We start from the raw sequence: 21426 nt of genomic DNA on the forward strand, positions 1-21426 counted from the left end.
TAATTTGTAAGCCTACAAAGTTAAAATTTGTATGTAAAACCGGTTTTCGGTTAGTGGTAAAATTACGATGTTCAACCGCAATTTCAATAGGTTGTTTTTAAAGTTAACAAATCTTAAGAGTTGATATTCAGTTTGTAACAAAGATGTACGGCGAATTGTCCAACCTTTCAATTACAAACCTAAATCGCTGCTAACTAATATAATTCCAAATGGTTTTGTTGGCCATCATTTTGGAATAGGCATTTAAGATGGGCGCGTTTTCGGCTTTTTCCAGTTTTGGGTCGTGCTTCAGTAGTTGAATCGCATGATAACGAGCCGTTTTTAGAATTTGGTTGTCCTTAACGATGTCCGCTATTTTGAGGTTCAACATACCGCTCTGTTGAGTGCCCATTAAATCGCCAGGCCCACGAAGTTTAAGGTCGACCTCCGCGATCTCAAAACCATCGTTGGTGCCCACCATGGTTTGTAAACGGGTTTTGGCATCTTCGGATAGTTTGTGTCCTGTCATTAAAATACAAAAGCTTTGTTCTGCACCTCGGCCCACTCGACCCCGGAGCTGGTGCAATTGAGACAGTCCAAACCGTTCTGCGCTTTCAATGATCATAACAGAGGCATTCGGTACGTTCACGCCTACTTCAATGACCGTCGTGGCAATCATAATTTGGGTTTCGCCCTTAACAAAACGCTCCATTTCGTAATCTTTGTCGGTAGGTTTCATTTTTCCGTGCACAATGGAAATTTGATACTCGGGTTGTGGAAAATCACGGACAATGCTTTCATAGCCATCCATCAAGTCCTTGTAATCAAGTGCTTCAGATTCTTGGATAAGTGGATATACAATATAAATCTGCCTTCCTTTTTTGATTTCATCTTTTATAAACCCAAACACCTTAAGTCGATTGCTGTCATATCTATGGACCGTTTTAATGGGTTTTCTACCAGGAGGAAGCTCATCAATCACCGAGATATCCAAATCACCGTACAGACTCATCGCAAGGGTTCTTGGAATAGGAGTGGCCGTCATCACCAAAATATGGGGAGGCGTTTGGTTTTTATGCCAAAGTTTGGACCGTTGTGCCACGCCGAATCGGTGCTGTTCGTCCACTATGGCCAAGCCAAGGTTTTTGAACTGCACTTTATCCTCCAAAACCGCGTGGGTGCCGACCAGAATGTTCAAATTGCCATTTTCGAGCTGATTGTGCAGCAAGGTGCGTTCGGATTTTTTCGTGGAGCCTGTCAACAAGGCAATCTTAACGTCCATATTTTCCAAAAGTTCCTTGAGACCATTATAGTGCTGCGTAGCCAGAATTTCGGTCGGGGCCATCAAACAGGTTTGGAAACCGTTGTCAATGGCCAGCAGCATGCACATTAAGGCCACAATTGTTTTACCTGAGCCCACATCACCTTGTAACAAGCGGTTCATTTGGGCATTGCTGCCCAAATCGTTTCGGATTTCCTTGATCACCTTTTTTTGTGCCTTTGTAAGTTCAAAAGGCAAGTGGTTTTCAAAGAATTCGGTGAACTTTTCACCCACAGCCTCAAAAGGCATTCCTTTGATTTTTTGCTTGCGGAGCATTTTTTTTGAAATGAGCTGCAATTGCACAAAAAACAACTCTTCAAATTTTAGTCGAAACTGCGCTCTGGCCAATAATTCCTGATTCTTCGGGAAATGAATGTTGAAAAGAGCGGAACTCTTCGAAATCAATTTTAACTCTTCCATAATCGTGGGCGACAAAGATTCTGGAAACTTACCCTGGCATTCCAGGAACAATTGTTGGATCATTTTGCCAATGACTCGATTTGTGATGCCTTTATTGCTCAATTTCTCCGTAGAAGGGTATATGGGCTGCATCACCATTTTTAACCCCTGTTGATGTTTTTGTAAGGTCTCCATTTCGGGGTGCGGCATCGAGAATGTGCTTCCGTATTTGTTCACCCTGCCAAAAACTACGTAGGGTTCGTTCAATTTTAAATTTTCCTTGATCCATTTATGGCCACGGAACCAAACCAGGTCCATTTGTCCGGTTTCATCCAAAAAGGTCGCTACTAAACGCTTCCCTCGTTTCTGCTCTACTGTTTTTATATGGACGATCTTTCCCACTACCTGCACATCGGCACCACTGGGCTGTAGTTGATTTATTTTGTAATAACTGGTTCGATCTAGATAGCGGTTGGGGAACAGGTGCAACAGGTCCCTAAAGGTCTCAATGCCCAATTCGGCCTTTAGGGCTTCGGCCCGGTTGGGGCCAACACCTTTCAAATATGCTATGGGAGTTTGCAGAAAATTGGGATTCATCGAACTAAAATATGTAATTTGGAAGGACTTTTGATAAGATGATGGTATGAAGCTGAGCCCCATAGTTGTTTTTTTCTTATTGGTACAGTTCCTGTCCGGCCAAATTCAGGATAAGGTCAACTTTGTCCATGCCGATGTTGTGATCGAACCCATACCTGTTGAGAACCGCATAAATGGGAGGGTAACGTATCAATTCAATGTACTGGAAGATGTGAATTCCATTTTTTTGGATGCTGTAAACCTTGAATTTTTAAATGTTTCTTTTGATGGTGTAAAAGTAGATTACGATTACAATGGCAAAAGAATCACCGTGAATAAAGAGTTTAAAAGCGGGGGGAACCATACCGTGTCAATGGATTATGTGGCAAAACCAAAACAAACAGTATATTTTTTAGGATGGGACGATGCCGTTGGAAACAATGAGCAGGTTTGGACCCAGGGCCAAGGAAAATATACCAGTCATTGGTTGCCCAGTTTTGATGATATGACAGAAAAGGTTGAGTTTGACCTAGAAATTATCCTAAAAGAGGATTACACCGTAGTTGCCAATGGAAACCTCATTAAAAAGCAGATATTGCCCGATTCCAACGGGTATTTATGGCAGTTTGATATGAAAGAGCCCATGAGCAGTTATCTGGTCGGTTTTGCGATTGGGGACTATGATAAGAAAACGATTGAATCATCTTCGGGAATACCGATTGAACTGTATTACGAACCTTCAGACTTTAAAAAAGTAGAACCCACATACCGACACACCAAACATATTTTCGATTTTTTAGAAGAAGAAATAGGGGTTTCGTATCCATGGCAGAACTACAAACAGGTTCCTGTTCAGGATTTTCTGTACGCAGGGATGGAAAACACCACCTGCACCATATTTTCCAATCAATATGTAATAGACTCCATAGCTTTTATGGACAAAAACTACGTGAACGTCAATGCGCACGAGCTGGCCCACCATTGGTTTGGCGATTTGGTAACAGAAACCAGTAGTGAGCACCATTGGCTGCACGAGGGTTTTGCAACATTTTATGCTTATTTGGCGGAAAAAGACATTTTTGGTGACGACTACTATTATTGGCACTTATTGAATACTGCACAAGCATTGCAGAACTTTTCCGAGGATGATCAGGGCGAAGCATTGCAAAATTCAGGAGCGGGCAGCCTAACCTTCTACGAAAAAGGAGCTTGGGCCTTGGTGATGCTGCAAGATAGAGTGGGAGAGGAGACCTTTAAAAAAGGGATTCAGAACTATCTGAACAAATTCGCATTTAAAAATGTGACCATTTCAAATTTAATGGAGGAGCTGGAAAAGGTATCGAGCGCTGACCTTAAAGATTTTGAGAAATTGTGGTTGAAGAATCCCGATTTCCCTTACGACCAAGTGGTTTCGTTTTTGCAGAAGAAGAATTCATCTATCGAAACCTATTTTTATCTGAAAGATAAAATGGCGGAACAGCCCGATAAAACCGAGGCAATTTTAAAACGCAATTGGAGAAAACTTAAATCGAGTCAATTAAAGGAAAACCTTGTTTTAGATTATGGGGCCAAGTTGTCACCTGAGTTTTTGGGCTCCATTCTGCAGTCTGGAGATTTAAAAACACGGCAAGGGGTAATACTGTCCCAGAACAACATTCCTGTGGAGCTCAAGATTGCGATGGAAGGTCTTTTAAAAGATAAAAGCTATAAGACGGTTGAAGCTGCTTTATATCGTTTGTGGACAGACTTTCCACAAAATAGGAGTAAATACCTCAATGAAACCGATGGAATTAAAGGTTTTCCCAATAAGAACATTCGATTACTATGGTTGACACTGGCCTTGGTCACGCCTGAATATAACACCGATTCAAAGGCACTTTATTTTGATGAATTGAGCGGGTATACTGGTTCTGAACATCATTTTGAGACCCGTTTGATCGCATTTCAGTATTTAAAGAGCATAGGTGGCTTTACGGATACGGTACTAAAAAATCTTGTGGAGTCCTGTAGTCATCATGTGTGGCACTTTAGAAAATCGGCCAGGGAAATATTGAACGACTTTTTGCAATCCGAAGGAAACACTGCCCGCATTAAGGGACTTTACCCTTTGTTAAGTCAGGAAGAAAAACAATATTTGGAGAAAACTTTAGGTGAATGAGGGCATTGGTCATTTCGGGAGGTGGTAGCAAGGGTGCCTTTGCAGGCGGAGTTGCTCAATTTTTGATTCAAGAAGCCAAACACGACTACGATCTTTTTGTAGGAACATCCACCGGGAGCCTTTTAATTTCCCATTTGGCACTGAACAAACTGGATAAGATCAAGGACATTTATTCAAATGTTAATCAACATAGCATTTTTAACAATTGTCCTTTCATCATCAAGAAAAAACATGGGGTCGAGACCATTGCTATCAACCACTGGAACGTACTCAGGAATTTTTTAAAGGGCAAAAAAACCTTTGGTGAGAGCGAAAACCTTCGGAAACTGATCCGAAGGTCCATTACCGTTCAAGAGTTCAACAAACTCAAAAAAAGTAAAATGGATGTGGTGGTCACGGTTTCCAATCTATCTTTGAACCAAGTGGAGTACAAATCCATAAACGATTGTACCTACGACGAGTTTTGTGATTGGATCTGGATATCCTCCAACTATACTCCCTTTATGAGTTTGGCCAAAAAGAACGGCTGTGAATATGCTGATGGTGGTCTGGGAACTTTAGTCCCCATCGAAGAGGCATTGAATCGTGGTGCGACCGAGGTGGATGTAGTGGTGCTACATACCGAGGTAAACCATTTGAACCGTATGTCGTCCAAAAACCCATTTGATCTGATCACTACCATTTTTGGCTTTATGCTCGACCGTATCGAGAACCAAAATATCAGGATCGGTAAATTGGTGGCGAATCAAAAGGATGCCATCATCAATTTTTACTATACGCCAACGGTTCTCACCACAAACTCATTGATCTTTAACAAGGAACGAATGACCTTGTGGTGGAAGCGCGGTTATTTGTACGCCAAGAACAAGAATGAGGAAACAAGCCCCATTGAACCTGAAAAGCAGGAATAGCTTATTTCCAAAGTTCGCTCACCTCTTTTTTAACGTAGGCCAAGGCGGCGTTGGATGGTGACTCCTTTTCCATAGTTTGGTTCAGGATGTCCTCTCGCAATTTATCAGGTGAATCGGTTTCGCTCATTCCAGCGGAACGGATAATCTGTATGGTCGTATTTTTTGCGGTCTTGATGATGTTCCAGCAGGAATCCGACATATAAATCTGTTGCGATAAATTGTGTTCAAATTCCGTTTCAATCTGTTTGATCAAAAGGTTTTCGTAATCACTTTTGTTTTTCCCAGTTGGTGATACACGAACCACTAGACTGTTCAAGGCAATACGTTCCAAAAAAAGGGCCATGCGCTCGTACGCCTGCAATCGGATAGGGAGGGTTTCCTTTTGGGAATCCTTGTGCAATAAAAATCGTCTGCGGCCATCTTCGTTTCGGGTGTGCAATCTAAAAAAGTAGAATGCCACAGCACCAGTAACAACGGCTGGCAGTAAATAAGAAAATAACTGAAGGATTTGATCTCCACTCATAAGGTAGTCTGGTTTTTTATTGATTTTACACTACCAAGAACGCATCAAAACCACAAAAATTATGTTTAATGAAAGGTTATTGGGCCGCTTTGGCGCTTTCTTTTGCCTTGGCATAAAAACCTTTGTAATCGGGTTGTAATTTAATGTTGATGCCTTCCCTGAAATTACCGTCCTTGGCAGAAATTGAAATACCATCTGCAGGAACCTCCAAAGTGCTCACCAATGTTGAAGCAACAGATGCCACTTGATTATAGGTGGGGCCAAATTCGCCAGTAATGTTCAATCCTTCAATTTCAGCTTTAAAGTTGGGGTTGGCCTTGATTACATCGGCAACACCGCCCAACCAAGTTTTCCCCTCTTCGGTCAACTCAGCGGAAGTGTCCGAACCAAAAAGTGTATTCAAACTATTACTTATAATGATAATACCGCCCTCAACACCTACTTTGGCGTTTTCGCCCAAGGTCTGCTTTATTTGTGTCAACGAAACAATGGCAGTAGAGTCGTTGGCGGAAATCATATCGTTGATGCCGCTGAGCTGCTTTTCTTTTCTGGAAAGGGCCGCCATGGCCTTGTTCACGTTTTCGGAATTTTGTTTGGAAAGTTCGGAGAAGTTGCTCAGGTTGCCCAATAGGGTAGCGTTGGCATCTCGCAGGCTTACATTTTCCGCTCTTAAAGCCTCGGCCTCTGCACTGCTGGACGATATTTCCCGTTTTGCCTTGGCCAATTCCTGCTCCACTTTGGAAATTTTTGTTTTCAACGTATCAATTTCAGCAAAAAGCTCACTTTTTCGTTGAGAAAAAGCACTTGTGGCTATCACTAACAACAGGATCAGGGGTAAGTTTCTTTTCATAAGTAGTACAATTTGGTGTTTAAATATCTGGGTCTAAATTATAATGTTTTTTCCAATGACGGTTTTCCGCCTAAGTGTGCGCAATCAAAAAGATGCTGCATGGATTTAAATGCCACTTGTTCCTTTTGATACCCATAAACGGATTTCAAATCGCTGCTAAGATAATCATCATCTACATTCACTTGCACATCATCCATCTTAAATTGACATGGATGTTCGTATCCTGCGGCATGGGTGATTTCCAAAAACTCTTTCTTGAAAGTTTTAAAGTATTGCGCCAATCTATCCGACTTTAAGGGCACATTTATGCCATTTTGAAGCCATTTCTTTTGTGTGGCAACACCGGAAGGACATCTATTGGTGTGGCAAACCTGTGCTTGTATGCACCCTATGCTCATCATAGCTTCCCGAGCAACATTGATACAATCGGCACCCAAGGCAAATGCCATTGCCGCCTTGCCTGGGAAACCTAACTTTCCACTGCCGATAAATACGAGTCTTTCCGTAAGTCCGCGTTCCATGAACAAGCTATATACTTTGGAAAAACCATAAGTCCATGGAAGGGAAACATAATCTGCAAAACTTGGTGGGGCTGCTCCAGTACCCCCTTCACCACCATCAATAGTAATAAAATCGGGGCCTTTGCCCGTTTTTTTCATTAAATCGGCCAATTCGATCCATTGATCAACTTTTCCGATAGCGCCCTTTATGCCCACGGGGAGGCCTGTTTCATCCGCAATAGATTCTATAAATTCCAAGAGCTCTGGAATTGTGGAAAATGCTTTGTGAGTGGGAGGGGAAATCACATCTTTGCCGACTTCAACACCTCGTATCTCGGCAAGTTCCGGGGTTATTTTTGAGCCGGGAAGCACACCGCCTTTACCAGGTTTAGCTCCTTGGGAAAGCTTGATTTCAATAGCTTTGATGCAAGGGTTTTCATCGACCAGGACTTTTAGCTTGTCCATGGAAAATCCTCCATCTCTCGACCTCACTCCAAAATATCCCGTTCCAAAATGAAAAATAACGTCACCTCCTTGTTTGTGATAAGGTGAGAGTCCTCCTTCACCTGTATTGTGGTATGCACCGCACTTTTCCACACCTCTGTTCAATGATTCGATGGCCGCAGCGGACAACGAACCAAAGCTCATGGCCGAAACATTGATGATGGATGCAGGGCGATATGGCTTTTTACGTTTGTTATAAGCGCCCATTACCTTAGCGCATGGCAAAAAATAGGGGTGTTCTTTATTTGGGTGGTTTTCGGGGACCTGAAACCCGATCATGGCATTTTTAATGAAGATGTGCTGATGTTTGTAAATATCCCTGTCCGTGCCAAACCCCTCGTAATTATTCTCTTTTTTGGCCGATGCATAAATCCAGCCACGTTCTATACGATTAAAAGGGAGTTCTTCCCGATTGTTGGCAACAAAATATTGGCGCATTTCAGGTCCTATACTCTCCAACCAATACCGAAGATGGCCTACCACAGGGTAATTGTGACTAATGGTATGGGCTTTTTGGAAAAAGATATCGCGAATAGCAACCAATATCAGAAAAATCAAAACCCAGGCCCACCAAGGGATATCGCCCAAAAAATCAAGGAATGCTTCCATTTGTATTGTTAAAAGTAGTGATTACAAATATCAAGCCCCAATATCCAAATTCCAAATAATGGAGGATATTGGGGCTGATCGGATGTTTTGTTCTTTATGTACTACTTGTCCGAATTTTATTTTCTGTCCAAGAAATCCAACGCTATGTTGGTCATGGCCTTTACGCCCAACAACATTCCACTGTCATCAATTTTAAAATCCGGTGTGTGGTGTGGATAATGCTCGTCCGGACCTGCATTTGGGTCTTTACCTCCCAAGATGAAAAAGAAACCGGGCACTTCTTTTTGATAGAATGAAAAATCCTCTGCTCCAGTGGTGGCGTTTACCAAGTTTACATTTTCATCACCAGCAACTTCTTTCAGGCTTCCTATGGATGCTTCTGTCAATGCTGGATCATTGTATGTGATCAAAGTACCTTTTGCAATATCCACAGTGGCTTCCGCACGGTAAGCTTTGGCAATATTGGCGGCCATTTCCTTCATTCTTGCATTCAGTTTTTCCTGCATATCATAATCCAAAGTACGGATGGTACCGACCAATTCGGCACTCTCTGGTATGATGTTGTTTCGGACACCTCCAGAAATTTTACCAACGGTGATCACAGCAGCTTCTTTTGTCAATTCCATTTCACGGCTGATGATGGACTGAAAGCCATCGATAATTTTGGCAGCCACGTATATTGGGTCAACTCCGCTCCAAGGTGCGGAACCATGGGATTGCTTTCCTTTGATGCTGACTACAAAACGTTGTGCTGCTGCCATGGCACCACGCGGTTTATAGGCAATTTGGCCTACAGGAAGGTAAGAACCTATGTGAAGACCGTAAATCGCGTCTACCTTTGGATTGTCCAAAACCCCTTCTTTTACCATTAATTCCGCACCTCCTTCTTCTCCAGGAGGCGCTCCTTCTTCAGCAGGTTGGAAAATAAATTTTACAGTTCCACGAATCTTGTCCTTGTTTTTGGCCAATATTTCTGCGGTACCCATTAAAATGGCAATATGAGTATCGTGCCCACATGCGTGCATTACGCCAACTTCTTGCCCCAAATAATCGGATTTCACTTCCGATTTAAAGGGAAGGTCGTTTCTCTCGGTTACGGGTAGGGCATCGATGTCCGCTCTGAGAGCAACTACTTTTCCTGGTTTATTTCCTTTTAGTATTCCCACAACTCCCGTATGGGCTACACCTGTCTGCACTTCAATACCTAGAGATTCAAGGTGTTCGGCAATTTTCTCGGCCGTTTTGAACTCTCGGTTGCTCAATTCGGGGTTTTGGTGGATATCGTGTCGCCATTCGATCACTTTGGATTCAATGGCGGCAATGTCTTTTTCCAGCCCGTGTTGGGCATACATGGATAAACTTGCAGAACATAGTGCAAGTGCTAAAATTTTCTTCATAATAGAGTTAGTTTATAATTTAATTGGACGGTATCCTTGGTTTTGTAATTGAATGTTGGCGGTCATTGCCGAGAGGGCAATTTTCACACCGGGAATCAAGTCTTCCTTTGGAAGCCCCCTTGTTTTTGAGGATTGCCCGCACATGATTACTTCTACTTTGGCATCCAGTAATTTTTCGACAAGCTCTCGATTGGGGTTTTTAACCCGATATCTGCTTTGATAAGCCTCATCTGAAAGTAGGTTTCTTGCCGCTGTTCCATGAACAATCAATGCTACCTTTAGTTGGGATAATGGTATGCCATTTTGTGCGTGCAAGTTTAAAAAACGGGCAACCGTATTGAGATTTATATTGATTTCGGTGTCAGACTCTGGTCCGTCCTTAACATCGAACACTACTTTGAACTCTTGTGAGGTATCCGTTTTGAAATCGGGATTTTCTATGGCCCAAACTTGACCATAACCTTCTACAACGGGACCAGATTTTTTTTCTTGGGAAAAACCAGAAAATGTCATAAAAATTAAAAGAAATAGGGGGAAAGAGTAATAATTCATCAGCAAAATTAATTGAGGGCTTAAATATATTTAAAAATAAGTCCAAATCCGAAAACGATGTTTATAAAAATTGAAAGCTTGATTTCAGCAAAAGGTCAATATTGGCTAATTTCACGCCTACTTTTAAAAGTTTCTGGCCCTTGAGTGATTTTATAGATGAATTGAACGATGCGCAGCGTGCTCCCGTACTGCATAAGGATGGACCGTTAATGGTGATTGCAGGCGCAGGCTCTGGAAAGACCCGTGTGCTTACTTACAGGATTGCCCATTTGATGGAGCAAGGGGTGGATTCCTTTAATATTTTGGCTTTGACCTTTACCAACAAGGCAGCGCGTGAGATGAAGAAACGTATTGCGACCATTGTGGGTAATTCGGAAGCAAAAAACCTTTGGATGGGTACCTTTCACTCCGTTTTTGCCAAATTACTCCGTTTTGATGGTGACAAATTGGGGTACCCCAGCAACTTTACCATTTACGACACCCAAGATTCCCAGCGTTTGATCGCTTCCATCATCAAAGAAATGGGGCTCGATAAGGATATTTATAAATACAAGCAGGTCCAGAACCGAATCTCATCCTATAAAAACAGTTTGATCACCGTAAAGGCTTATTTCCAGAACCCGGAGTTGATGGAGGCGGATGCCATGGCCAAACGGCCAAGGTTAGGAGAGATTTATCAGAACTATGTGGATCGATGCTTTAAGGCGGGTGCCATGGATTTTGACGACCTTTTACTTCGTACCAACGAGCTGTTGACACGTTTTCCAGAAGTGTTGATGAAGTATCAGGATCGTTTCCGATACATTTTGGTGGATGAGTACCAAGATACCAACCACTCCCAATACTTGATCGTAAAGGCTCTTTCCGATCGCTATCAAAACATTTGTGTGGTGGGGGACGACGCACAGAGTATTTATTCTTTCCGGGGGGCGAACATCAGTAATATTCTCAACTTTCAAAGAGATTATGATGATGTGGCTGTTTATCGTTTGGAACAGAACTATCGTTCCACCAAAAATATAGTCAATGCGGCCAACTCCATTATTGCCAACAATAAAAATCAGTTGGAAAAGAATGTGTGGACCTCCAATGATGATGGGGGACTCATAAAAATACACCGTAGCGTGACCGATGCCGAGGAAGGCCGCTATGTTGCAGGCTCCATTTTTGAGAGCAAGATGCAGAACCAGATGCAAAATGGGGATTTTGCCGTGTTGTACAGGACCAATTCACAATCCCGTGCCATTGAGGATGCATTGCGTAAAAGAGACATACCATATCGCATTTATGGAGGATTGTCCTTTTACCAGCGTAAGGAGATCAAAGATGTATTGGCTTATTTGCGACTGATCATCAATCCAAAGGATGAAGAGGCCCTGAAGCGGGTCATTAATTTTCCAACACGGGGGATAGGGCAGACCACGGTGGATAAATTGGTGGTGGCCGCGAACCATTACGGGCGTTCCATCTATGAGGTCATGGACAATTTGGACAAACTCAATCTGAACATTAACGCGGGAACCCAGCGTAAGTTGACGGATTTTGTTACCATGATCAAGAGCTTTCAGATCATGAACGAAGGTTCCGATGCCTTTACGTTGGCAGAGCATGTGGCCAAAAAAACGGGACTGTTGTTAGAGTTCAAAAAAGATGGTACTCCTGAAGGGATAGCCAAAATGGAGAACATTGAGGAACTTTTGAACGGTATCAAGGACTTTGTGGAAGGACAAAAGGAAGTTGCCGACGCCACAGGTAGCTTGACCGAGTTTTTGGAAGATGTGGCACTGGCTACAGATATGGATAAAGAGGTGGAGGATGATGACCGAGTGGCCCTAATGACCATCCACTTGGCCAAAGGACTGGAGTTTCCTTACGTGTACATTGTTGGGATGGAGGAAGACTTGTTTCCATCTGCCATGAGCATGAACACACGAAGTGAGTTGGAAGAAGAGCGGAGGCTCTTTTATGTGGCACTTACACGTGCAGAAAAGCAGGCATTTCTGACCTATACCCAAAACAGGTATCGCTGGGGTAAACTGATCGATGCCGAACCGAGCCGTTTTTTGGAGGAGATAGAGGAGCAATATGTGGAGAATCTAACACCGGTTAACGATGGCTATCGTTATAAGTCCATGATCAACAAGGATATTTTTGGCGAGGTGGACAAAAGCAAGTTACGACAGGTAAAGCCCAAGAATGGTACGCCACCAAGTGTGCAAAAACCGAACGAAAACCAACTGCGCAAGCTACGAAAGCTAAAACCCGAAATATCCTCTCCCGCCAAGCCTATGGACCTTGACCCTGGTTTGGTCATTGGTGCACGGGTTAACCATACCCGATTTGGAAGAGGAAAAATACTCAATATAGAAGGAGCGGGGAACGATAAAAAAGCAGAAATCCATTTTGATCAAGGCGGTATCAAAAAACTATTGCTTCGTTTTGCCAAACTTGAGGTTTTGGACAAGGCCTAATGTATATTTTCGCTTTCTCATAATGAAACCGTTACTTGTTTAGCAATTTTCCAATTAATTTTCGAGAGTTCAGTTGAGTGGTTAAAAATCCTTAAATTCAAATCCATTATTTTGAATTTTTAGACCAAACCAACCACCTCTATGAAGAATCTCTTTCTCAAACCTGTTTTTTTGGCAGTTGCTATACTTGTGATCACCCTTTTTGGAGTTGCAGGTTATCATTACGCTATTGGTTATCCTGCCTGGGTAACTATGATTTTAGGCATATTGATAGGCATTGTAATGCTCATTGTTTTAAAACTGCTGCTTAACTGGTTGGTTCCCTTTTTAAAAAAGATACCCTTACCGTTTGTCACAACTTTTGCGGCAGGACTTTTGGCCCTTTACATTATGCGGATGTATGCCTTTAGGTGGCCACCGATTTTGTTTTATGGTCTCGCATTGTTCGGTTTTATTTGTTTGGTATTGTTCACCTTTGGGATTTGGCAAATCATCAAAAAGAAGAACCCGGGAACTGGAAGCATGCTTGTTGTTTCGGGTATCGTGCTGATGGCTTTTGGGTTTTATGGGTTCAACGCTTTGGATGGCGACCCTTATGTGAATGCATCATCGGAAGCAGGAGTCTTAGATATTACTACATTAAGTGAAATGGGTGTCGATGACCCATCCACAAAAGGCAAATTCGATATAGAGGTTTTTACCTACGGCAGCGGAACCGACGAAAAAAGATCGGAATATGCCGGTGGTGTGAAAATAGAGACACCTACCGTGGATGCATCAAGATTGCTTCCCGATTGGAAGGGAAAAAAGAAAAAATGGCGCGAAAAATATTGGGGATTCGGTGTGGACAGTTTCCCGCTGAATGCCCGTGTATACATGCCCAAAGGCGAAGGTCCTTTCCCCATGGTAATGATGGTGCACGGGAACCACAGCATGCTCGATTATTCTGATGGCGGCTACGCTTATCTTGGGGAACTTTTGGCAAGTAGGGGGATTATTGGTGTTTCCGTTGATGAAAATTTTATCAATGCCCATTGGTCCGGTGACTTTAGGGGAAAGGAAATGCCTACTCGTGGATGGTTGTTGCTCAAACATCTAGAGCAATGGCAAAAATGGAACCAAGACAGTAATTCCGAATTGGCTGGTAAAGTTGATATGGACAATATTGTTCTTGTGGGGCATTCCAGGGGCGGGGAGGCCGTATCCATAGCCGCCGCGTTTAACAAACTGGATAGATTTCCGGATAATGCCAACGAAAAGTTTGATTTTGGTTTTGGTATAAAGGGCATAATCACCATCGCTCCTACGGATTATAGATATAATCGTGAAATTAGTTTAAGAGACATCAATTATTTGTCCATACAAGGCGCTTACGATTCGGATGAAACCAGTTTTTGGGGTATGCGTCCTTTCCATCGATTGCAGTTTTCGGATGATTTTGATGGTTTTAAAGCAGGTTTGTACATGAACCATGCGAACCATGGCCAGTTTAACTCTACTTGGGGACGCTCCGATTTTGGGGCTCCCATGAAATGGTTGCTAAATCTTGAACCCTTGGTTAAGGGTGCGGAACAGCGTCAAGTTGCCAAAGTATATGTGAGCGCTTTTGCAGAGGCCGTGCTAAAAGGGAACAAAGAGTATCAACCCATGTTCAAAAATGTGGAATTGGTCAGTGATTGGTTGCCCCAAGAAGATTATAGAAGCCAGTACAGTGATGTTCATAAAAATATACTTGTGAATTTCGAAGGTAATCTGGATGTGACAAAAGCAGCCAATGGAATAAAGCTAAAGGCGGAAAATTTTAAGGTCTGGCGCGAAACAGAACTGGATGCCAGGGATGGAGGAAGCCAACAAAACAATGCTTTGGTCCTTGGTTGGAGCCATGGCAAAGAGGTGAATAGTGATTCCATTCCCATATATAAAATCAGATTGCCAGATACTTTAAAGAATTTAGGAAAAGCCGATACCTTGGCGTTTTCCTTGGCCATGGGCGACATTTCCGAATTGGAAGTCAATAAAGGGAAGGAAAAGACCGAGCCACCAAAAGCCGGATATAATTTTAGCATCATGCTCAAGGACAGTGTTGGTAATTCGGCAGCAGTGGAAATAGCTGAAACAAATAAGCTTCCAGGAATCATTAAGACCAAATTCACCAAGTTCAAGTTTTTGGACAAGGATATGATCGGAGAAAACTCGGAAACCCAATTGAAGAGTTGTTACGTCCCCATCTCTGCTTTCTTGGAGCAGAACGATAGTTTGAAGTTGAACAACTTAAAAAGCATCAACCTGATTTTTGACAAGGACACGTTGGGGGTTGTTGTTTTGGATGATATTGGGTTTTACAGTAACGAGGATTGATTGATTTTAAAAACATTACTCAGCAAATCCACAATATATCTGTCCTGTAGCTTTTACCATTGGATAGGCTGACCTGTATTCCAGTAGAATGGTTTTATAATAACTCGTTTGGTCTCCATACGCAGGATTACAGTTTGGCTTATTATCCAACACATCCATATGGCTGATGGGTTGTGAAAACAATAAGGCATCCTTGTAAAGTTTGACTCCTGATTGGGAGATGCTGGTAACATATTGCTGTTTTTGGATGTCATAAATCAATAAAGGGGAACTGTTTGGAGTTCCGGATAGTTCCAAAAACAAGTATTGTTTTAACTTGGCCAATAGTCGAGCATTGTATGCACTGTAAGAAAGTTCTATGGGTGGGATTATGTTATTTGCCATAATCTTTAATTCTGTTGTTCCTTCATTTGGATTATAGCCATAGTCAATTTTGGTACTGTCCTTAAAAACGAGTTGGTAAGAAGGCGAATCTCCGTTTTGTATGGTAACGATAGGTTTTTCCGAGCCATTTAAAAATCCGTTCTCATAACTTTCAACTCCGTTAAAAGCATTCTCTATTAGAGTTTCATCTATTTGTGCCATTTCTTGTTGATAGCTTTTTCCGTTAAAGGAGAGTATTTCGTAGGTTAATCCCCAATTGTTGTCTGGATAGGCTCTATTTGGAATGTATATTTTGGAAGCGCCATCAATTATGATAAAATCCATAGGATTATCCAAAATATGGTTGATGCTCATTGAATATCGATTTCCAGGAAAAATATGGGCCTTTTTTAAGCCATTATCATCCATGACAAAGGCATTGAGTGAGATAAAAATGTCGACATCCGATGATCGACCGGAGCCTTTGAACAGATAAACGGGTTGTTGCGTTTTATGGTTAAGCTTGTGAATGTCGGTGAATCCTGTAGATGTGTCATTTAAAACAAATGATTCCAAACCATGAGTGCTGCTATGCAATACGATGCATTTCAATTCAGGACTTGAACCTCCTAACCTGGTGTCCCAAGAAAAGGCGATGATTGAGGTGTCTCTCGAAATCGCAATGGACAACTCTTCCTCAAGGTCTACTTTCAAAAATTCATAAACAGTATCAGGGTGATTCATAGCATTTAGAAATCCTGCTATTTTCTGGTTTATTTTTACAGCTTGTTCGTAAAAATCGGTATCGTCTGTATCAAGCTGATTGAGTTTGATCAAAAGATTGGGAATGGAATCAATTCCAGAAATGCTGTTGTTGGAACCAAGCGTATCTGGCGCCTTATTTTTGCACTGAAGAAACAATATAGCTAAAAATGGGAAGACGAGTAATGATTTTAGGGTTTTCAAAGCACTAGTTAAGTAGGTTGTTAACATAAGTTTTTTCTGCTACCGGCATCGTTGATTCCACCAAGTACCCATTGGTTATGGTATACCCCAATATGGTTGGTTCTTCCGAGACTCTGTCGCCATTTAAGAGGTAGACTACGTTGCCGTTGTCCTTTTGAACTGAACCTATACTATTGAATATCAATGATTTACCATACAAGGATGAGGCGGTCACTTTATCTTTGGATTTGAAAAGAGCTATGTTTTTAATAACATGTCCCAAACAGTCCATTTTTGTATACCAAGAGAACACTCCCATCTGTTTGTCTTCGGAAAATGAGAAGGTGATTTGATGCTCCTTGGCTTGATACGCTTCGACCAGCCTATCAAATTCATCAATGGTTCGAATGTTTTCCACAATCCCCCGCATATCTTCATTAATGGTGACTATCTCATCCAGATTTTTACAATCTATGGTGTCGATATCCTGGAGCTCGGCCAGAAGTTTGTCCATTTGCTCCAAAGTTGCATGTGCATTGAAAGGGTTTTTATTGGATCTGGTGGAGCTGTTACAACCATATAGAGATAGCAGTAACATGAGGCATATTAATGGCGTAACCATTATATTTAATCTCATTGGGATGTGTTTTTTAATTAAAGTTGGGGCATTTATCTCATAAAAGATGGGGTCGATTAACCAATATGCCTTATGAATTGATGAATGACTCTTTTCTATTTATGTAGATTTCAAAATATTTTCAGGTTGGGTGCTTCTTAATGTGTCAAATAGGATTTGAACCTATGTTATGCACGCCGCAATAAGTACTATCTTTGTGTTCAATTCCTTATGCTTTTTTGCACTTATTTTAACAAAGGATGGCGGAGCTTATAAAACTTTACGAAGAAAACCCTAACCCAAAGCAGGTTCAGCAAGTAGTGGATGTGCTCAAGAAGGGCGGACTTGTAATTTACCCTACCGACACGGTGTACGGACTTGGTTGCGATATTACAAACTCCAAGGCACTACAACGAATTGCCCGTATAAAAGGAGTAAAGCTGGAAAAAGCGAATTGGTCCTTTATTTGTGCAGATTTGAGCAATTTATCGGATTATGTTAGGCAAATAGACAGTCCTACATTTAAGATTTTGAAAAGAACCTTGCCTGGACCATATACTTTCATTCTACCGGGAAACAATAACCTTCCAAAGGATTTTAAAAAGAAAAAAACAGTAGGTATCCGTGTTCCTGACAATAACATTGCCCGCGCATTGGTCAAGGGATTGGGGCACCCCATTGTTTCTACTTCCATTCGTGATGACGATGATATTTTGGAATATACTACAGACCCGGAACTTATTTTTGAGAAGTGGCAGAACCTTGTTGATGTTGTGATTGATGGGGGATATGGTGATAATGTGGCTTCTACGGTAATCGACCTCTCCGGAGATGAACCCGAAGTGATTCGTGAAGGCAAGGGAAGTCTTGAGATATATTAAATAAAAAAGCGGCCAATCGGCCGCTTTACTATTTTAAGCTTATTAAGCTCAGTTCTTATTTTCCTGTACCACCGATAGCAGGATCTTTCATTCCTTCTTCGATCATGTTATAGAACTGATCGATTTTTGGAAGTACAACAATTCTTGTTCTTCTGTTCTTGGCTCTATTGGCAGAAGTATCATTGTCAACAAGTGGCACGTAGTAGCTACGTCCAGCTGCTGTCATTCTTGCAGGATCAACACCAAAATCGTTTTGAAGGATTCTCACAACGGATGTTGCTCTTTTGGCGCTCAAATCCCAGTTGTCCAATAGAACACCGCTTCTGTAAGGTACGTTATCGGTGTGTCCTTCTACCATAAACTCAAAGTCAGGCTTGTTGTTTACCACTTTGGCCACTTTTCCAAGCACTTCTTTAGCTGCACTTGTTACGTTGTAGCTTCCGCTTCTAAACAACAATTTGTCAGAAATGGATACGAATACCACACCTTTTTCAACACTGATTTCGATGTCTTCGTCGTCCAAGTTGCCCAGCACGCCTTTAAGGCTCTGTACCAAAGCAAGGTTAACGGAGTCTCTTCGTGTAACGGCATCTTGTAATTTTCTGATGGTAAGGTCTTTTTCTCGAAGACTTTCCAATGATTTTTCAAGGTTTTCAGCACCTTTTGTAGTAAGCGTTGTCAAGTTGCCCATGTTGTTGATGAGCTCTTGGTTGTTCGCTTTAAGGAATGCGTTTTGGTCTTCGAGGGTTTTCAACCTAGAATCTGCAGTTGCTTTTTCTTCCAAGCAATCGTTCAACTTAACGGTTGCAGAATTCAATAGGTCTTGGGTTTCTTTGTGTTTGGCTTCCAGTTCGGCATATTTCTTCTGCGATACGCAAGAGGATAAAAGAACTGTCATTGCCAATGTTCCTAGGAAAACTTTTTTCATAGTTCAGAGTATAATTTAAGGATTGTTAGATTTTTCAAATGTTAAAAAACTACACCAAAATTAGATAAAAAGCAAGGCACCTATATTTCGGCTTCGTTAATCTTTTACTAAAATGTTAAAATTCTTTACTTGATGTACGAAGTAAGACCACACTATGGATGTCGTAACGTAATACTTTAGTATAAAATTAGCTTTTTCCCGTTTTCTATACATTTTTATAAAGTTAGCATAAAAACTTAGATGCGCCTTTAAAATGGCAAAGCAGTGATCAAACTTTAATTGAAAAATAAAGCGCAGGGCTGCAATCGCATCGAAGATCAGTCTGGCAAACACCAATGGCAACGCCTTTTTTCTGGGAAGGTTTTTGGTAATGGAATACAGGGAGTTCCTAAAATTGAGAAAGGTCTTTTTTGGATTCATGTTGGATAGCGTACTGCCCCCTAAATGGTACACATGGCTGTGCCCCACATAATACACGCTGTGCCCTGCATTTTTGGCCCGCCAACAGAGGTCGATTTCCTCCTGATGTGCAAAGTAGTCCTCGTCGAAGCCTTCCAGTTCCCGGAAGACCTCACTTTTAATGAACATGCAGGCTCCTGTGGCCCAAAATACTTCCTTGATGTCGTTGTATTGGCCCTCATCCTTTTCTATGGTCTGGAAGATACGTCCCCTGCAGAAAGGGTATCCGAACATATCAATGAATCCGCCTGCGGCCCCAGCGTATTCAAAATGGTCCTTTTGGATCAGGTCTAAAATCTTGGGTTGTATGATAGCGGCCTCTGGCAGTGTATCGAAAGCATTTTTGATGGGCTCCAGCCAATTAGGTGTTACTTCCACATCAGAATTCAAAAGACAGAAGATGTCGGCCTCAATATGTTTGAGACCATCGTTGTAGCCTTTGGCAAAACCGCCATTGGTGTTGTTCTGAACGATTCCGACAGTTGGGTAGTGTTGCTTTAGAAAATCTACCGATCCGTCGGTACTGGCATTGTCCACCACAAAAATATCCGCTCCTTTGGAATACTCCATGACCGAGGGCAGGAACCTTTCGAGCAAGGCTTCCCCATTCCAATTGAGTATGACTACAGCGATTTTCAAAACGGAGGCAAATTAACGGCTAAAATCAGGAATATCCTTCAAAAACGTATACTTTTCATTCTCGTGGTCCATTTTGCAGTAGTAATGGTCCAAACCGTTGGTCACCATCAAATACTCCGCCTTTAGTTCGTAATTGTACCTCGCTATTTGGTCAAAAGTATCTTGGGTGATCTTCACCTCGGGTGCCTTACACTCTATCAAAAGAAAAATGGAACCATCGGGATTGAACACAACAACATCGTATCGTTTCTTTAAATTGTTGACGGTGAGCTGCTTTTCCACATTGATCAAGCTTTTTGGATAATTTTTTGTGAACACCAAATACCTTAGCACATGTTGGCGTACCCATTCCTCAGGTTGGAGCACCACAAATTTTTTACGTAACCCATCAAAAATGTACTGCCTATTTTGGCTATTTTTGATTCGAAACGAATAAGGTGGAAAATTCAAATCTTGCATTCTACAAAACTGGTGATATAATTTGAATGGACAAAGTAAAAGAGATTGTATCGGAAATCAATAATGGAAATCCAAAACCCATCTATTTTTTAATGGGGGAGGAACCGTATTACATTGACAGAATTTCCCAATATATTGCCGAAAACGTCCTCACCGAAGATGAAAAAGGGTTTAACCAAATGGTACTTTACGGTAAGGACACCTCTGTTGATGAAGTTGTGGAAAATGCCAAGCGCTTCCCAATGATGGCGCAGTACCAGGTAGTTATCGTAAAAGAAGCGCAACATCTGTCAAGAACTATCGAAAACCTTGTTCCTTACGCGGAGAATCCACAACCCACCACAATTTTGGTGCTTTGTTATAAGTACAAAAAGTTGGACAAGCGTAAAAAACTCTATAAGTCCATTAATAAGACCGGGGAGCTCTTTGAAAGTAAAAAACTGTACGATAATCAGGTGGCGGACTGGATTCGTAGAACCATGGCCAGTAAAAAATATAGGATTTCTCCCAAGTCCTGTGTAATGCTGGTGGAATTTTTGGGAACTGATCTAAGCAAGATCAGCAATGAACTGGATAAGCTGACTTTGATCGTGCCTCCAACCACAGAAATAACGCCGGAGTTGATCGAGGAACATATAGGGATCAGTAAAGACTTCAATAATTTTGAGCTAAAGAAAGCGATAGGGGAGCGAAATGTAAAAAAAGCGTCACGTATCATCGATTATTTTGCGCAAAACCCAAAGGACAATCCTTTTGTGGTCACAGTAACCCTGTTGAACACTTTCTTCACCCAATTATTACAATATCACGGGCTCAAGGACCATTCCCCCGGTAATGTGGCCAAAGTGCTTGGGGTCAATCCTTATTTTGTTAACGAGTATGTCGTTGCAGCTCGCAATTATCCTATGAAAAGGGTGAGCGGTATTATTTCCAGCCTTAGAAAGTTGGATTTAAAAAGCAAAGGGGTAGGGGCCAGCAACATGGCGCAAGCCGATTTGCTGAAAGAACTCCTTTCCGAAATAATCTAG

17 protein-coding genes are annotated in these 21426 nt (G+C 41.8%); 6 read left to right on the plus strand and 11 right to left on the minus strand.

The features are described from left to right. Positions 1 to 190: 190 nt before the first annotated feature. Entirely contained in the window at positions 191 to 2296 is a 2106-nt protein-coding gene (recG, locus tag J0X13_RS04440) for an ATP-dependent DNA helicase RecG (RefSeq protein WP_207070239.1), read from the minus strand. Positions 2297 to 2342: 46 nt separating this feature from the next. On the opposite strand from recG, the gene J0X13_RS04445 reads away from it, so the two are divergent. Both J0X13_RS04445 and J0X13_RS04450 read left to right on the plus strand, forming a co-directional pair. Continuing rightward, positions 2343 to 4433 carry a M1 family metallopeptidase gene (locus J0X13_RS04445; protein WP_207070240.1) on the plus strand — a complete coding sequence of 697 codons (2091 nt, stop codon included), beginning with the start codon at positions 2343 to 2345 and terminating at the stop codon, positions 4431 to 4433. Then, entirely contained in the window at positions 4430 to 5344 is a 915-nt protein-coding gene (locus J0X13_RS04450; RefSeq protein WP_207070241.1) for a patatin-like phospholipase family protein, read from the plus strand. Before J0X13_RS04445 ends, J0X13_RS04450 begins: the two co-directional genes overlap by 4 nt. A gap of 1 nt (position 5345) precedes the next feature. Here J0X13_RS04450 and J0X13_RS04455 read toward each other — a convergent pair whose 3' ends face one another. From J0X13_RS04455 to J0X13_RS04475, 5 genes are all read right to left on the minus strand, one after another. Then, complete coding sequence (locus tag J0X13_RS04455; RefSeq protein WP_207070242.1) at positions 5346 to 5867, minus strand: DUF7935 family protein; 522 nt, start codon at positions 5865 to 5867, stop codon at positions 5346 to 5348. A gap of 76 nt (positions 5868 to 5943) precedes the next feature. Then, complete coding sequence (locus tag J0X13_RS04460; RefSeq protein ID WP_207070243.1) at positions 5944 to 6717, minus strand: hypothetical protein; 774 nt, start codon at positions 6715 to 6717, stop codon at positions 5944 to 5946. Positions 6718 to 6755: 38 nt separating this feature from the next. Continuing rightward, positions 6756 to 8330: an FMN-binding glutamate synthase family protein gene (locus tag J0X13_RS04465; protein ID WP_207070244.1), complete on the minus strand. Its 1575-nt coding sequence runs from the start codon at positions 8328 to 8330 to the stop codon at positions 6756 to 6758. 116 nt (positions 8331 to 8446) lie between these two features. Further along, positions 8447 to 9727 (minus strand): amidohydrolase, encoded by a 1281-nt coding sequence (locus tag J0X13_RS04470; protein WP_207070245.1) that lies wholly within the window; start codon positions 9725 to 9727, stop codon positions 8447 to 8449. A 12-nt stretch (positions 9728 to 9739) separates the two neighbouring features. Next, the gene (locus tag J0X13_RS04475) at positions 9740 to 10240 is read right to left on the minus strand and encodes a DsrE family protein (RefSeq protein WP_242535612.1); all 501 of its coding nucleotides are present in this window, start codon (positions 10238 to 10240) and stop codon (positions 9740 to 9742) included. Positions 10241 to 10419: 179 nt separating this feature from the next. Between J0X13_RS04475 and J0X13_RS04480 the strand changes: the two genes are divergently transcribed. Both J0X13_RS04480 and J0X13_RS04485 read left to right on the plus strand, forming a co-directional pair. After that, entirely contained in the window at positions 10420 to 12750 is a 2331-nt protein-coding gene (locus tag J0X13_RS04480) for an ATP-dependent helicase (RefSeq protein WP_207070247.1), read from the plus strand. A gap of 141 nt (positions 12751 to 12891) precedes the next feature. Further along, the gene (locus J0X13_RS04485; protein ID WP_207070248.1) at positions 12892 to 15108 is read left to right on the plus strand and encodes a hypothetical protein; all 2217 of its coding nucleotides are present in this window, start codon (positions 12892 to 12894) and stop codon (positions 15106 to 15108) included. A gap of 15 nt (positions 15109 to 15123) precedes the next feature. Here the strand turns inward: J0X13_RS04485 and J0X13_RS04490 are convergent, their stop codons facing one another. Both J0X13_RS04490 and J0X13_RS04495 read right to left on the minus strand, forming a co-directional pair. Then, positions 15124 to 16437 (minus strand): hypothetical protein, encoded by a 1314-nt coding sequence (locus J0X13_RS04490; RefSeq protein ID WP_207070249.1) that lies wholly within the window; start codon positions 16435 to 16437, stop codon positions 15124 to 15126. A gap of 4 nt (positions 16438 to 16441) precedes the next feature. After that, complete coding sequence (locus J0X13_RS04495) at positions 16442 to 17053, minus strand: hypothetical protein (RefSeq protein WP_207070250.1); 612 nt, start codon at positions 17051 to 17053, stop codon at positions 16442 to 16444. A gap of 239 nt (positions 17054 to 17292) precedes the next feature. Between J0X13_RS04495 and J0X13_RS04500 the strand changes: the two genes are divergently transcribed. Continuing rightward, positions 17293 to 17913: an L-threonylcarbamoyladenylate synthase gene (locus tag J0X13_RS04500; protein WP_207070251.1), complete on the plus strand. Its 621-nt coding sequence runs from the start codon at positions 17293 to 17295 to the stop codon at positions 17911 to 17913. A gap of 55 nt (positions 17914 to 17968) precedes the next feature. Here J0X13_RS04500 and J0X13_RS04505 read toward each other — a convergent pair whose 3' ends face one another. From J0X13_RS04505 to J0X13_RS04515, 3 genes are all read right to left on the minus strand, one after another. Further along, complete coding sequence (locus tag J0X13_RS04505) at positions 17969 to 18841, minus strand: OmpA/MotB family protein (RefSeq protein WP_207070252.1); 873 nt, start codon at positions 18839 to 18841, stop codon at positions 17969 to 17971. Positions 18842 to 18937: 96 nt separating this feature from the next. After that, complete coding sequence (locus J0X13_RS04510) at positions 18938 to 19939, minus strand: glycosyltransferase family 2 protein (RefSeq protein WP_207070253.1); 1002 nt, start codon at positions 19937 to 19939, stop codon at positions 18938 to 18940. Between the two features lie 12 nt (positions 19940 to 19951). Further along, entirely contained in the window at positions 19952 to 20398 is a 447-nt protein-coding gene (locus J0X13_RS04515) for a type I restriction enzyme HsdR N-terminal domain-containing protein (protein ID WP_207026655.1), read from the minus strand. Between the two features lie 26 nt (positions 20399 to 20424). Between J0X13_RS04515 and holA the strand changes: the two genes are divergently transcribed. Further along, a complete protein-coding gene (gene holA, locus J0X13_RS04520; protein WP_207070254.1) occupies positions 20425 to 21426 on the plus strand; it encodes a DNA polymerase III subunit delta in 1002 nt (333 codons plus the stop codon).

It is taken from the genome of [Muricauda] lutisoli (nom. illeg.) (assembly GCF_017313105.1).
Lineage (GTDB): Bacteria > Bacteroidota > Bacteroidia > Flavobacteriales > Flavobacteriaceae > Flagellimonas > Flagellimonas lutisoli.